Origin of the sequence: Mucilaginibacter terrae, assembly GCF_031951985.1 — a bacterium.
Classification (GTDB): Bacteria; Bacteroidota; Bacteroidia; order Sphingobacteriales; family Sphingobacteriaceae; genus Mucilaginibacter; species Mucilaginibacter terrae_A.
Map to the genome: position 1 here is coordinate 3,535,201 of NZ_JAVLVU010000001.1, position 13,896 is coordinate 3,549,096.

The 13,896-nt window shown below is 43.5% G+C and carries 16 protein-coding genes; 12 read left to right on the plus strand and 4 right to left on the minus strand.

Features of this window, described 5'->3' with window-relative positions; all coding sequences use genetic code 11:
* Nucleotides 1-25 precede the first annotated feature (25 nt).
* A complete protein-coding gene (locus QE417_RS14955; RefSeq protein ID WP_311951272.1) occupies nt 26-211 on the minus strand; it encodes a hypothetical protein in 186 nt (61 codons plus the stop codon).
* Between the two features lie 152 nt (nt 212-363).
* On the opposite strand from QE417_RS14955, the gene QE417_RS14960 reads away from it, so the two are divergent.
* The 4 genes from QE417_RS14960 to kduI all read left to right on the plus strand — a co-directional run bounded on the left by QE417_RS14960 (nt 364) and on the right by kduI (nt 3,585).
* The gene (locus QE417_RS14960; protein ID WP_311951273.1) at nt 364-1,071 is read left to right on the plus strand and encodes a PKD domain-containing protein; all 708 of its coding nucleotides are present in this window, start codon (nt 364-366) and stop codon (nt 1,069-1,071) included.
* 172 nt (nt 1,072-1,243) lie between these two features.
* Nucleotides 1,244-1,705: a nuclear transport factor 2 family protein gene (locus tag QE417_RS14965; protein WP_311951274.1), complete on the plus strand. Its 462-nt coding sequence runs from the start codon at nt 1,244-1,246 to the stop codon at nt 1,703-1,705.
* Between the two features lie 35 nt (nt 1,706-1,740).
* Entirely contained in the window at nt 1,741-2,514 is a 774-nt protein-coding gene (locus tag QE417_RS14970) for an SDR family NAD(P)-dependent oxidoreductase (RefSeq protein ID WP_311951275.1), read from the plus strand.
* A 240-nt stretch (nt 2,515-2,754) separates the two neighbouring features.
* Complete coding sequence (gene kduI, locus QE417_RS14975) at nt 2,755-3,585, plus strand: 5-dehydro-4-deoxy-D-glucuronate isomerase (protein ID WP_311951276.1); 831 nt, start codon at nt 2,755-2,757, stop codon at nt 3,583-3,585.
* A 357-nt stretch (nt 3,586-3,942) separates the two neighbouring features.
* Here the strand turns inward: kduI and QE417_RS14980 are convergent, their stop codons facing one another.
* Nucleotides 3,943-4,509: a thiamine diphosphokinase gene (locus tag QE417_RS14980; RefSeq protein ID WP_311951277.1), complete on the minus strand. Its 567-nt coding sequence runs from the start codon at nt 4,507-4,509 to the stop codon at nt 3,943-3,945.
* A gap of 62 nt (nt 4,510-4,571) precedes the next feature.
* Between QE417_RS14980 and QE417_RS14985 the strand changes: the two genes are divergently transcribed.
* Nucleotides 4,572-5,420: a hypothetical protein gene (locus QE417_RS14985; RefSeq protein WP_311951278.1), complete on the plus strand. Its 849-nt coding sequence runs from the start codon at nt 4,572-4,574 to the stop codon at nt 5,418-5,420.
* A gap of 31 nt (nt 5,421-5,451) precedes the next feature.
* Here the strand turns inward: QE417_RS14985 and QE417_RS14990 are convergent, their stop codons facing one another.
* Entirely contained in the window at nt 5,452-6,069 is a 618-nt protein-coding gene (locus QE417_RS14990; protein WP_311951279.1) for a hypothetical protein, read from the minus strand.
* Between the two features lie 167 nt (nt 6,070-6,236).
* On the opposite strand from QE417_RS14990, the gene QE417_RS14995 reads away from it, so the two are divergent.
* The 7 genes from QE417_RS14995 (at nt 6,237) to QE417_RS15025 (ending at nt 10,873) form a co-directional block, all read left to right on the plus strand.
* Complete coding sequence (locus QE417_RS14995; protein WP_311951280.1) at nt 6,237-6,872, plus strand: MBL fold metallo-hydrolase; 636 nt, start codon at nt 6,237-6,239, stop codon at nt 6,870-6,872.
* A 39-nt stretch (nt 6,873-6,911) separates the two neighbouring features.
* Complete coding sequence (locus QE417_RS15000) at nt 6,912-7,283, plus strand: four helix bundle protein (RefSeq protein ID WP_311951281.1); 372 nt, start codon at nt 6,912-6,914, stop codon at nt 7,281-7,283.
* A 38-nt stretch (nt 7,284-7,321) separates the two neighbouring features.
* Nucleotides 7,322-8,548 (plus strand): FtsX-like permease family protein, encoded by a 1,227-nt coding sequence (locus QE417_RS15005; protein WP_311951282.1) that lies wholly within the window; start codon nt 7,322-7,324, stop codon nt 8,546-8,548.
* A 9-nt stretch (nt 8,549-8,557) separates the two neighbouring features.
* The gene (locus QE417_RS15010; protein ID WP_311951283.1) at nt 8,558-8,926 is read left to right on the plus strand and encodes a hypothetical protein; all 369 of its coding nucleotides are present in this window, start codon (nt 8,558-8,560) and stop codon (nt 8,924-8,926) included.
* Between the two features lie 135 nt (nt 8,927-9,061).
* On the plus strand, nt 9,062-9,436 hold the full coding sequence (rbfA, locus tag QE417_RS15015; protein WP_311951284.1) for a 30S ribosome-binding factor RbfA: 375 nt from the start codon (nt 9,062-9,064) through the stop codon (nt 9,434-9,436).
* 15 nt (nt 9,437-9,451) lie between these two features.
* Nucleotides 9,452-10,153 carry a peptidoglycan DD-metalloendopeptidase family protein gene (locus tag QE417_RS15020; protein WP_311951285.1) on the plus strand — a complete coding sequence of 234 codons (702 nt, stop codon included), beginning with the start codon at nt 9,452-9,454 and terminating at the stop codon, nt 10,151-10,153.
* A gap of 39 nt (nt 10,154-10,192) precedes the next feature.
* Nucleotides 10,193-10,873: an energy transducer TonB family protein gene (locus tag QE417_RS15025; RefSeq protein ID WP_311951286.1), complete on the plus strand. Its 681-nt coding sequence runs from the start codon at nt 10,193-10,195 to the stop codon at nt 10,871-10,873.
* A 106-nt stretch (nt 10,874-10,979) separates the two neighbouring features.
* Here QE417_RS15025 and gcvP read toward each other — a convergent pair whose 3' ends face one another.
* Complete coding sequence (gene gcvP / locus QE417_RS15030) at nt 10,980-13,889, minus strand: aminomethyl-transferring glycine dehydrogenase (RefSeq protein ID WP_311951287.1); 2,910 nt, start codon at nt 13,887-13,889, stop codon at nt 10,980-10,982.
* Between the last annotated feature and the right edge of the window lie 7 nt (nt 13,890-13,896).

Sequence of the window (13,896 nt, forward strand, 5' to 3'; positions counted from 1 at the left end):
GGCAGTTCTTGCCTTTGCTTGTGCATTACACGTCGTGACGGCCTCTTACCAAAAACTTGATAAATACGGCAGCGCTTAATAAGCCCAACACACCACCAATGGGGATGTAAATAGCGCCTCTATTAACGATCAAACCAACAAATAAGCCGGCCAAAAGGGCTACAATGTAATAGTACTGATCGTATGATTTATCTTCTTTATGGTGTGACATAGCAATATTTAATTTCTTGTTGCTGCAAAAGTAGCTGATTTGCTTAGCTATGCAAAAAATTCTTTAGTTTAGTTCCATATTCTGTACATTAAATACCATGCAGCATCATGTTTACACAGTAGTTGCGTTAATTTCTCTAAAACTTATCTTCAATGAAAACAGTCTCTAATTTCTTTAATAGTTATTACCTTCTTGCTTGTTTAAGCATTACCATTATCGGCTGTAGCAAAAGCGATGAACAACAAGATGAGCCCAAAGTGACACTAGAGACAGGTACTTCGAGTATATTTTTACTGCAAAATTTCGAGGCCAAGACTTCAGATACATCTTCAAAAATTAACTATACCTATGATTTTGGTGATGGAACTGTTTTAAGTACAGCAGGCATAACGGTGCACAAATATCAAACACCCGGTATGTTTACCATAACACTGAAAAATGGGAACAAAACCATTGATAGCAAAAAAATGAACGTGCGTGATATTCATTTCTCGATACAAGTACAAAGTCACCTGAGTTTTGATATAACTGATGCACGGGTTGCAGTTTTAGATTTCAGTAATCGCACAAACACTCAAGAAATATTCAATAAAACGTTGGGGACTATTAAGGCTGTATCTCTAACAGATTCAGTATTTATAAAATTGCCAAACTGGGCATATCAACCAGTACGTACTACTGTCAAAGGAAGGATCAGGAGGGTATCTTCTCCAGGTTATGTTGACTTCCAAATGGAACTACGCGAAAACGATTATACTAATTATAATGCAATATTAATCCTACCCAGTACATATGCATACTTCATAAACGAACTTGGCGGACGAGATTACTTAACATTTAGCGATGCTGCTAAAAGGTAATCTAATACTATAATCGTCTTGTAAACGTATACTTGTGTTGATCAGTATCACAACTTCTTGGCTTCAATTAAATAAAACACGCATACTATAAAAGAACACATTACATTTGCAGACATCACTTTATATAACTGTATAAACAATCCTGAAAACATAATTACAGATTATTAACCTAATGAAAAATTTAAAGCTGGCCGTAGTTGCCTTCATGGTGCTCATGGGCACTACCTCAACACTAAAAGCACAAAAGCAACCTAAAGTTAATGCAAAAAAACAGGTGGAAGCCACGGTAGAAACCCTGCGCAAACTTATGCTCGACCCGGATAGTGCCAAACTGTCGGCCATGGCATCAGATAAATTAACCTTTGGTCATTCGGGCGGTAAAATTCAGAATAAACAGGAGTTTTTAAGTTCATTCCTCACCGGAGAAACCGATTTTACCAGCCTCGAGTTTACTGAACAAACCGTAACCGTATCAGGCAACACCGCTATTGTGCGTCATACATTAACTGGTGCCACGGCCGATAAAGGCAAAGCACCCGGTAGTGTTAAGCTTTGGATCATCCTGGTGTTTCAAAAGGTAAAAGACGAGTGGGTTTTATTGGCCCGCCAGGCGGTTAAACCCCCGGTAGCATAATTTTCAACTACACATATCATCACACATAACAGATAATGAGCGATTTATTAAACTTATTTGATCTTACAGGTAAAACTGCGCTGATAACCGGCGGTAATAAAGGTATTGGTAAAGGCATGGCTATTGGTTTGGCCGAAGCCGGTGCCGACATCATCGTGGTATCGGGCTCGATAGCTTTAGAGGGCAGCGATGTGGAGAAAGAAGTAACCGCATTAGGCCGTAAGTTTAAAGCTTACCAGGCTAACTTAGGCAGCCGCGAAGGCCTGTACGATTTTGTAAATAAATTACTGGCCGAAAACCCACGCATTGATATACTGGTAAACAACGCCGGTACCATTATGCGTAAACCCGCCGCCGAACATCCTGATGAGTATTGGGATAGCGTATTATCGTTAAACCTTGATGCTCCGTTCATATTAGCGCGCGAAATTGGTAAGCACATGATTGAGCAGGGAAGCGGTCGTATCATCTTCACTTGTTCGTTATTAAGCTTCCAGGGTGGTATTAATGTACCTGGTTATGCAGCCAGCAAAGGCGCCTTAGCCAGCTTAGTTAAAGCTTTGGCTAACGAATGGACCTCAAAGGGCATTACTGTTAACGGTATTGCACCTGGTTACATTGCAACCGACAATACCGAAGCTTTACGCAACGACCCCGACCGCAGCAAAAGCATACTCGACCGTATACCGGCAGGCCGTTGGGGCGAACCGCAAGATTTTAAAGGCCCGGCTGTATTTTTAGCCTCAAAGGCCGGCGATTATGTAACCGGCCACCTGCTTACGGTAGATGGCGGCTGGATGGGAAGATAGGCTGCAGAGGCAAGAGGTTAGAACCAAGAATCAAGAGTACAGAGTCGGGACTTTTTTGATTAGCAGCTTTACTGCTTTAACGCAACTCAACCACTCACCCGACCTGTCATTTCGAACGATAGAGAGAAATCTTTTCGAATTGAAAAGCTAATCCGCTTCGAAAAGATTTCTCGTTCCTCGAAATGGCAACAGATATTTTTCAGTCTCACAACTGACAACACAAAACAGACAACTAACAACATGGAAATAAGATTTGAACATAGCAAGAAAGAAGTAAGCCGCATGACCACCGAAGAACTACGCGAGGCGTTTTTGGTGGAGAATTTGATGCAGGCCGATAAGCTGACCACTGTTTACTCGCATTATGACCGTACCATTGTGGGCGGTGTAAAGCCCGTAAATGCCGAAGTTACTTTAGATAACCACCCCGAGCTGCGTGCCGAATACTTTTTGGAGCGCAGAGAAATTGGTATCATTAACGTTGGTGGCAGCGGTGTTGTAGTGGCCGATGGCGTTACTTATAATGTAGAAAAAATGAGTTGTGTTTACTTAGGTAAAGGCACTAAAGATGTAAGCTTTAAAAGCGTTGACCCAGCAAACTCTGCAGTATATTACCTGCTATCGAACCCGGCACATGCCAACTACCCTAACCGCTTAATGACTAAGGAAGAAGCCGCTCCGGTTCAACTGGGCGACATTACTACGTCAAACAAGCGTACCATTTACAAATACATTCACCTGGAAGGCATTCGTAGCTGCCAGTTGGTAATGGGCTTAACCGTGCTTGAAACCGGTAGTGTATGGAACTCGATTCCGCCGCATACGCATACTCGCCGTACCGAGGTGTATTTTTACTTTGATTTACCTGAAAACCAGCGCTTGTTCCATTTTATGGGCGAACCACAAGCCACTAAAAGCATTGTGCTACAAAACCATGATGCGGCAATCTCGCCACCATGGAGCGTACACTTTGGTTGTGGAACCAGCAACTACGCTTTCATATGGGGCATGGCCGGCGAAAACCAGGTTTATACCGATATGGACCCGTTAGCTGTGGTTGATATAAAGTAATTCTCACCATAATATTTCTCAAAATGTCGTTTCGACGTTAGGTGAAATCTCTTCAAAGCGATAAGCTAATGCCTTCGAAAAGATTTCTCGTTAGCACTCGAAATGACATTTTTTGTTTAAAGCCCTCCCTCCCAGGGATGGTTGGGCTTTAAACCCTTCTTGCGCTCGTTTTAACGAGTGCTTAAAATGGGTTTGCGTCTGCGACGCATTTAAAACTTGAGGCTGTTAAAATGAGGGTTTTGTTCCTAAGATGGCCAGGCGTTATAAACGCCAACCCATGCTAAGCACTCGTCGAAGACGAGCGCAAGTGAAGTAGCACTCGAAATGACATTTTTTGTTAAAGTGCTTCCGCGTTCTCTAAATCTCCTCAGCAATAAACACAAAGGGAGCTTCAAACTTCAAGCTGAAAAAGCCATCAGTAACGGTTTGAAAACTTTGCGGTCCGGCAGGCTCCAATCCTGTAGCTTCAATGGGGCAACTACTCATAATGGCAATGCTTTCGCCCGCAGGTTTCCATTTGCTGTAACCCGATGTTACGGTGTATATTTTTTGGCGGTTATGAAAAATAACCAGATTGATTTTCGGAGCATATTGTTCGTAGAGGGACAGCTCGGGTTCATCGGTCACAACGTTTACGGCGGGGTAGCCATTCACGGTTAAAAACTCGAGGGCTTTTTCGGTAATGCCTTGTCCGGCCGGGTCAATCAGTCTTATGTCTGACTGTAAGCCCAGTTCATTATCATCGGCCACCATGTAATCAACCTTTATACCATAGGCCACAAGTTGCTCGGTTACGGGAAGGGTGGCAATTACGGTAGGACTCCATTCCAGCAGTTGTCCCAGTTCATCGTCGGTAAAGTTGTTTAGGCCCAATACCAGCAGGGCGGGTTCCTGTTTTTCGCGAACGATGTGGTGAGATGACATATTTTAGTAACTGAACGCCAAAGCTTATGTTTGCACCTTTAACTGGTACAGGCAAATATAAAATGAAAAACGCGTATACTCAACCCTCAAACGTAGCCCTGCTGGTTCACACGTGTGATCGCTACCAGTTTTTGTACGAGGGGTTCGGTTATTTCTTTAATAAATACTGGGACTTTGATACAAACTGCCAGTTATACTTTGCTACCGAAGACCTTAAGATTGAGATACCCAACTTTACCAACATACGATCGGGCACAGGCGAATGGGCCGATAGGTTGCGCTACCTGTTAAAAGAGGTAATTACCGAAAAGTATGTTATCTACTTTCAGGAAGATATGTGGCTGAATAAGCCTGTAAGTGCCAATTTTTTCAATCAGCTATTTGCAATGGTTAACCAGCGCGGATTAAAACAGGTGAAACTTACCAGCGCCGGTATATATCAAACCCATAACACCAGTACATTTATCGAAGGTTTTAACCTGGCACTGTTAAATAACCAGGCATCGGGCTACCTCATGTCTCACCAGGTTACGCTGTGGGACAGGGAGTTTTTGGTCGCCCAACTGCACAAAGGCGAGCACCCTTGGCGTAACGAGCGCAAAGGCACCAAACGCCTCAAAAAGCTCAACCCCGAAATTTACCAGATCGATTACTTTGCCGAGAATGGTCAGCCAGCCATTAATATCAATCAACCTGAAGCAAAACCAAGCGAATATAATACCGTATCGGCAAATAGCATGTTGCAGGCTAATACTTTGCCTTACATCGATGAGTTGAAGCAGGGCGGTTCAAAAGAACAAGCTTATGCACAGAAACTCCTGAATCACTATCAAAACCAGCTTACGCACGATGGAAAACCCAAGCCGCGGAAAGAGGATATTTTTAAGAAGATGAAAAATTGGTTTAAGTAAATAACCACTCTTTTCTATATACTTTATCCGGCTACACGATGCGCTGCATAGTAAAATGCAACACAACCTTTAGTGCATTATCCGTTTTGATAAGTCCGCCGAAACGCTTGGGAGGGATGATGCCAAAATCAGAAAAATTAAGCATCGGTGCGCAACTAACCTGCATAACGTGATCGGCTTTTTTCCTGAACTGACAATCAACAACCATCCTTTTTACCGCACCGCGCAAATGAATGCTCACTACACTTTTTATTAATTCGTTCTCCATTTCCTCGTTTGGCAGCTTATCAAGTTCCTCCATTTCTATGGTGATCTGCGGATAGGTTTTGCTATCTAAAGTGGCTTTAAAATCATGGGCCATTAATGAGGGATGCACTTTAAATTGCGCTACATCAAAATGCAAAATACCATTTACCCCAACAGTTGTGTGGGAAATATTATGGGGTTGAAAAGTGAGTGTATCTTTGGCTGCATAGCCGTTTATCTGGCAATCAAACGCACCTACGTTCGTTTTTCCCTCTATTGTACAATCGGTATCATTAAGTATGATCCATTTTTCCTTCTGCTCACTAACGTCTTCGCGCTGGCTTACGGGTGCCGCCAAAATAAAGCAGCATAACACCAGTAAGTACTTAAATAATGTTGCCATTGCACATTCAATAATTAAGGTTTATATACCCTTTATCAATACAACGGATACAGGCCTATTTAAGTTGCCTGATGTATATTAAAATGATGCATAGTTCGTTAATTCATCTCGAAATCCGAAATCGAACATCCGAAACCCGAAATCAAAAAATCACGTACCTTTACCGCATGGCTACCTTACAAGTATTTCCAAACAATCCGTACCAGGAAAACACCTATATATTATTTGACGATAGCGGCGAATGCGCCATCATTGACCCCGGCATGTACACCTCGGGCGAGCAAAATGCGGTGGTGAACTTTATCAGAGATAACAATCTGAAACCGATTTTGCTGCTCAATACCCATTGCCATATCGACCATGTGCTGGGCAATAAATTTGTGTTCGACCAATATGGGTTAAAGCCCCAATTTCATGAGGGGGAAATGATCGTGCTCGAAGCCGCGCCAGTATCTGCACAGCGTACAGGCCTGCGGTATGAATTATCGCCCTTGCCAGATACCTTCCTTCCCGAGACCGGCACCATCAGCTTTGGCAATACCGTACTCGACCTCATTTTTGCCCCCGGCCATTCACCTGCACACCTGTGCTTTTACAGCAAGGCTGATGGTATTGTTGTAGGCGGCGATGTACTGTTTCGTGGCAGCATAGGCCGTACCGATTTACCCGGCGGTAACCATAACCAGCTACTTACCAACATACAAGAAAAACTGTTCACCCTGCCCGACGACACCGTTGTTTATCCCGGCCACGGCCCCGAAACAACTATTGGTTTTGAGAAAGCTACTAATCCGTTCTTTTAGTTGTGAGTTGTCGGTTGTGAATTGTCAGCATGATTGAATATGGAAAATAGTTATAAACGATTTACTGATTTAAGCGTTTGGATAGAATCAAGAAAACTTGTTACACATATCTATTCCTTAACAAAGCAATTTCCTAAAGAAGAGCAATTTGGCTTAATTAATCAGATTAGAAGATGTGCCGTTTCAGTTCCGTCAAATATTGCTGAAGGTTGTGGGAGAAATTCCAAGAAAGACAGTATTCAATTCTTTTACATTGCAAGAGGTTCATTGTATGAATTGGAAACACAAATCTATGTAAGCTCTGATTTAAATTATATCACCAGCGATAACTTAACAGAACTTTTAAATAATTTAGAAGTTGTAAGAAAACTACTAAATGGCTTCATAAGATATTATTCAGAAAAAATATAATTTTCCACACAACTGACAACAGACAACCCACAACAACCTTGAACACCTCCATATACATAGCCAAGAGGTATCTCTTCTCGCGTAAGAAGATGCATGCCATTAATATCATCTCAGGCGTATCAATGCTGGGCGTGTTTGTGGGCAGTGCGGCGCTAATCATTATTCTGTCGGTATTTAATGGGTTTGAGAAAGTAATTTTGGCACTATACAACAACTTTACGCCCGAGCTTAAGATAGAACCTGCAGAGGGTAAAACCTTCGCCCCCAATACGCCTTATTTTAAACAGCTGAGCCACAACCCCAGCCTGTTTTCGTACACACAAGCGCTCGAAGAGAAGGCGCTCATCCGCTATGGCGACCGCCAGTACATAGGTACTGTTAGGGGTGTAAGCGAAGATTTTTTGAAGAACAAACAGTTAGACAGTACCATTCAAACAGGCTCGTTTACTTTAATTGCTAACAAAATACCTTATGCGGTAATTGGCGCCACGGTGCAAAATAGCCTGGGGGTTAATATTAACGACCAGCTATCATCATTACAGATCTACTCTCCGCGTCGCCGGGTGGTTAACTCGTTAAATCCGGAAGATGAGTTTGTGCGGCTACCTATCGGCGTATCGGGTATTTTTGCCATTCAGCAAGATTTTGATGGCATTGTGGTAACACCGCTGGTATTTGCCCGTAGTTTGCTCGATGAGCCTGTTGAGGTATCGTCGCTGGAACTTAATTTTAAGCCGCGTACCAATATTGAGCGGCAGCAACAGACCATACAAGATAAGCTGGGTAAAAAGTTTGTGGTAAAAAACCGCTATCAGCAAAATACTGAGCTGTATAAAACGTTAAATTATGAGCGATGGTTTACTTTTTTAATACTCACGTTTGTGCTTATTATAGCCATATTTAACATTATAGGCTCGTTAACCATGCTGGTGATCGACAAAAAGAAAGACATAGCTATTTTAACCAGTTTAGGGGCGGGCAAGCCCTTAATACAAGGCATTTTCTTTTTTGAGGGAATGATGATATCTATTACCGGTTGTATAGGCGGGGTTATTGTTGGCTTTATATTCTGCCTTTTACAACAACAGTTTGGATTGGTAAAAATGGGAGGGGCTTTAATGGTAATTGATGCCTACCCGGTTGATATGAAATTTGTAGATTTTATATTGGTATTTTTAACCGTAACCGGCATTGCCGTTATAGCATCGGGCATTAGTGCAAGGTTAAGTGTAAAAGGATTAGACGAAATTAAACAGGATTTATAAATTTGCGGTATGCGGTACGGGCTTTTAAAATTGGGTATGTTGATGTTTGTTGCGCTTTGCTGCTCATGCAGTGGCTCGGGCAAAAAAGACGGCAAGCTGCAAACCTATAAAGGCTTATACAGCTTTGGTCCCGAAGTAAAATCGTTTAAAAACTGCGATGATACGCATGAGTATTGGGTAACCGATAGTTCGGCCCAACTCGAACTCAAATACTCACAAATGAATTTTGAAAAGCCCTACGAACCGGTTTACATTGAGGTGCAAGGCACCAAAGTACCATCGGGCAGCGAAGGTATGGGCTCCGAATACGACAGCACATTGGTAGTAAAAAAAGTACTTAAAATTACCAAAGAAATACCGCAGGACTTATGTAACTGAGGAGGAAAGGTGAAAGGCTAAGGGCAAAAGGTGATTGCCCGAAACATTATAGCATTTTCTGCCTTTTACCTTTGTCCTTTATCTTAACAAATACCTTTTACCATTCACCTTTATCCTTTCGCCTTATATTAAAATATGGAATCAAAACGTCAACAAAAATTTGCCGGTGTGTTACAACAAGATCTGGCAGCTATATTTCAGCGCGAAGGAATGAACTATTTACCTAACACGCTGGTAACTATTACCAAAGTACGTGTAACGCCCGATCTGGCTATTGCACGCGTGTTTTTAAGCTTTTTTAATAACACCAATACACAGCAAGCTTTACAATTGGTAAAATCGCACGCTTCAGAAATTCGTTATAAACTGGGTGCCCGCATTAAAGACCAGGTAAGAGTAATACCCCAACTGGAGTTTTTTGTAGATGATACCAACGAGTATGTAGAACGCATGGATAAACTGTTTGATAAAATAAGTAAAGAACCCCGCCAACCCGACGAAGAACAATAATTGGTTTTACCAGGCATGGATAAGCATCAGCAATTGATCAACTACGTTGCCAGCCATAAAGCTGCCAATGTGGTTGATATTGACCGTGAGTACGACCGCTTATTTCAGTTCGACTTTACCGCAAACAATACCCAACTCTCGCCCGATGTTATAGCCGATACGCATAAGTTTTCGGCCTGGGTTGATGATAGACTAACCGCCAATAACTGTATATACGGTATTGGCGGTTATATGGAACACCGCACTCTGTATGCCCGCAGTGCAATATTTAACACTGCTACCGAAGAACCCCGCCGCCTGCACTTAGGCGTTGATATATGGGGGCCGGCAGGCACTCCGGTATACTCGCCATATAGCGCTACTGTACACAGCTTTCAACACAATGCCGCCTTTGGCGATTACGGCCCAACCATCATACTGCAACATAATTTAGATGGTTTAACCCTGTACTCACTTTACGGACATTTAAATACCGAAAGTCTGTACGATTTATATGAGGGCATGGTAGTTGAACAAGGCCGACAAATTGCCTCATTTGGTACCGAAACTGTGAACGGCAACTGGCCACCACACCTGCATTTTCAACTGATGTATAATATGCAGGGATTACAGGGCGACTATCCGGGCGTATGCCGCTTTTCGGAAAAAGATGTTTACCAGCAAAACATACCCGACCCCGAAATAATTTTGCAGTTCAACCATGCAACTATAATCTGATTTATATGTTAGCATTTTATATAAGTAACTGATTGTAAAATGCTAAGATACCTCTCCATATTTCTCTTCATGATCGCAGGCTATTCATCAGCGCTTGCACAGCCTGCTTTTAAAGGTGGCTCGTCGGGGCTCGACGCCTTTTTGCAAAGTAAGATCATATACCCTGAGTTTTCGAGCCAGAACTGTATTGCGGCCACCATTCATGTGAGTTTTATGATACAAAAGGATGGCCGCGTAACCGATGCCCGTGTGCAACAAGGGCCCGGTATTGATTTGGACGACGAAGCCCTGCGTGTAATTAAGCTTACCTCGGGCAAATGGAATATACCGGCCGATTATAACCGTGCGGTGCGCGTAGTGCTTCCTGTACGTTTCAGGCCCGATTATGAGCGCTGCCAAAAGGCTTCAAATTCGGCTAACCCGCCCATGAATATGAAACAGGCCATTATAGCTTATCAAAAGCGGCAGGAGTTAGAGAATGCCGTAACCAACTACTACATTAATAAAAACCAGGGCAAAGCCGACCCGGCCAAAGAAGCTACTATTGAAGCCCTTAAACAACAGTTAGGCATTAATGAAGAATTACTGCAAGACGTTTTAGACCAGGCCAACCAAAAGCTTAAGCAAGGCGATAAAGAGGGGGCCTGTAAAGACTGGAATTTTATTAAGAATACAGGCAGTGATTTGGCCGATAGTTATTTAGCTAAGTACTGTAAATAGAAAGCGCAAATTGTGTCATAAATTACATGTTGGTTATCAAACAGAAAAGAGGCTCCGCGGGAGCCTCTTTTCTGTTCTGCAAATTCTAAAATTCAGTAAACTCTGATCATGTACCGTATTCCGTCGTGGTTACTTCGCTTTCTTCAAACTCATATTCGGTTAAAGGAGGGCATGAGCAAATGAGGGTACGGTCGCCGTAGGTATCGTTTACACGACCTACTGATGGCCAGAACTTGTAATCGGCCACGTAAGGGAGCGGGAAGGCTGCTTTTTGGCGGCTATATGGGTGGCTCCACTCGTTGCCGGTAATTACGGCTGCGGTGTGTGGCGCATTTTTAAGCGGGTTGTCGGTTTTGTCTAAAGTGCCCTTTTCAACCTCCTCAATTTCATGACGGATGGCGATCATGGCATCACAAAAACGGTCAAGCTCGTGTTTAGGCTCCGATTCGGTAGGCTCCACCATAACCGTTCCCGCTACCGGGAACGATACAGTTGGCGCATGAAAACCGTAATCCATCAGGCGTTTGGCAATATCGGTTACCTCAATACCAAAGTTTTTAAATGCGCGGCAATCTAAGATCATCTCGTGTGCGCAGCGTCCCTGTGTCCCGGTGTATAATACAGGGTAGTGCTGCTCTAAACGAGTTTTAATGTAGTTGGCATTTAAAATGGCATATTTGGTAGCGTTAGTCAAGCCTTCGCCGCCCATCATAGCAATGTAGGCGTGCGAAATGATCAGGATAGAGGCCGAACCCCATGGCGCTGCCGAAACAGCCGGGATTGATTTACCCTGATCGATATTAACTACCGCGTGACCGGGCAGGTAAGGCACCAGGTGCTTGGCTACACCAATAGGACCCATACCAGGACCGCCGCCGCCGTGCGGAATACAGAATGTTTTATGTAAGTTAAGGTGGCAAACGTCGGCACCAATGTTAGCAGGACTGGTTAAGCCTACCTGTGCGTTCATGTTGGCGCCGTCCATATAAACCTGGCCGCCGTTAGCATGAATAATTTCGCAAACCTCGATGATTGACTCTTCGAACACACCGTGAGTTGATGGGTAAGTCACCATTAAACAGCTCAGCTCGTTTTTGTACTGCTCAGCTTTGGCTTTCAGGTCGGCCACGTCAATGTTGCCATTCTCGTCGCATTTTACAACTACGATCTTCATACCTGCCATAGCAGCCGAAGCCGGGTTAGTGCCGTGCGCCGATGATGGAATTAAAGCTATATTACGGTGATCATCACCACGATCTAAATGATAAGCTCGGATAACCATTAAACCTGCGTATTCGCCTTGTGCTCCTGCGTTTGGCTGTAAACTCATGGCGGCAAAGCCGGTAATTTCGCTTAACCATTTATTCAGCTCATCAAATATTTGCATGTAGCCGCCGGTTTGATCGGCAGGGGCAAACGGGTGCATTTTACCAAGTTCTGGCCAGGTTACCGGTATCATTTCGGTAGTGGCGTTCAGTTTCATGGTACACGACCCCAATGCGATCATGGAGTGGCAAAGCGAAAGATCTTTTGCCTCTAATGACTTGATGTAACGCAGCATCTCATGTTCTGAATGGTGCGAGTTGAATATTTTGTGCGTTAAAAACTCCGATTGACGCTGTAATTCGGCCGGAATAACCGTTTCGAGGCTGGCTTTCAGCTCGTCGAAGTTTACATCGTTCAAGGTTTTGCCTTTTACTTTGGCAAAAAAGCGAATGATGGTTTTAATGTCTTCCGGCGATGTGGTTTCATTCAAAGCAATGCTCACGGTTGAACCATTATAATGAAAGTTCATCTCGTTGTTCAAAGCTTCAGAGTGAATTGGACCAGCCAAAACACCTAACTCAAACTTAACGGTATCAAAATAACTGCTGTTTAACTGCTCATAGCCTAATTCACCCAAAGCTTTAACTAATAAAACAGCCAAGCCGTGTATACGCTGGGCAATAAGCGTTAAACCTTTAGGCCCGTGGTACACGCCGTACATACCGGCCATAATTGCCAGCAATGCCTGTGCGGTACAAATGTTAGATGTTGCTTTATCTCTGCGGATGTGCTGTTCTCGGGTTTGCAGCGCCATGCGCAGGGCATAGTTACCGGCACTATCAATGGTTACACCTATGATACGGCCCGGCATTGAGCGTTTGTATTCTTCTTTAGTAGCAAAAAATGCGGCATGTGGGCCACCAAAGCCCATGGGTACGCCAAAACGCTGGCTGGTACCTACCACAATATCGGCACCCCATTCGCCCGGAGGTGTTAACAATACGAGGCTCATTAAATCGGCCACTACGGTTAACTTAATGTTTTTTGAGTGGGCAGCAGCGGCAAAATCGGCATAATTACAAACCTGGCCGTCTTTTGCAGGATACTGCACAATAGCGCCAAACATATCTTCGGTTAGCTCAACTGTACGGTGATCGCCTATTACCAGCTCAATGCCGTAAGGCTGCGAGCGGGTTTTTAAAATATCGATGGTTTGCGGAAAAACTTCTTCAGATACAAAAAAGGTGTTGGCCTTGGTGTTTTTACGCAATGAATACTGCATAAACATAGCCTCGGCAGCAGCGGTACCCTCGTCAAGGAGCGATGCATTGGCAATTTCCATACCGGTGAGGTCTAAAACCATGGTCTGGAAATTTAACAAAGCTTGCAAACGGCCTTGTGCAATTTCGGCCTGGTAGGGCGTATATTGCGTGTACCATCCCGGATTCTCTAAAATATTACGCTGAATTACACCCGGAACGATCACATCATAATAACCCTGACCAATGTATGATTTGAAAACCTTGTTCTTAGAAGCGGTTTGCTTCAGCGTGTTCAGGTAATCAAATTCGCTTTTGGCTGCCGGTAAATTTAGCGGATTTTTTAAACGGATTCTTTCGGGAACTGTTTGGCCTATAAGTTCATCTAACGATTCGGCACCAACAGTTTTCAACATTTTGGCCGTGTCGGTTTCATTGGGAGCAATGTGCCTGGCCTGGAATTTCTCCTGATAATCAATATTTAATTTCATGGATCGG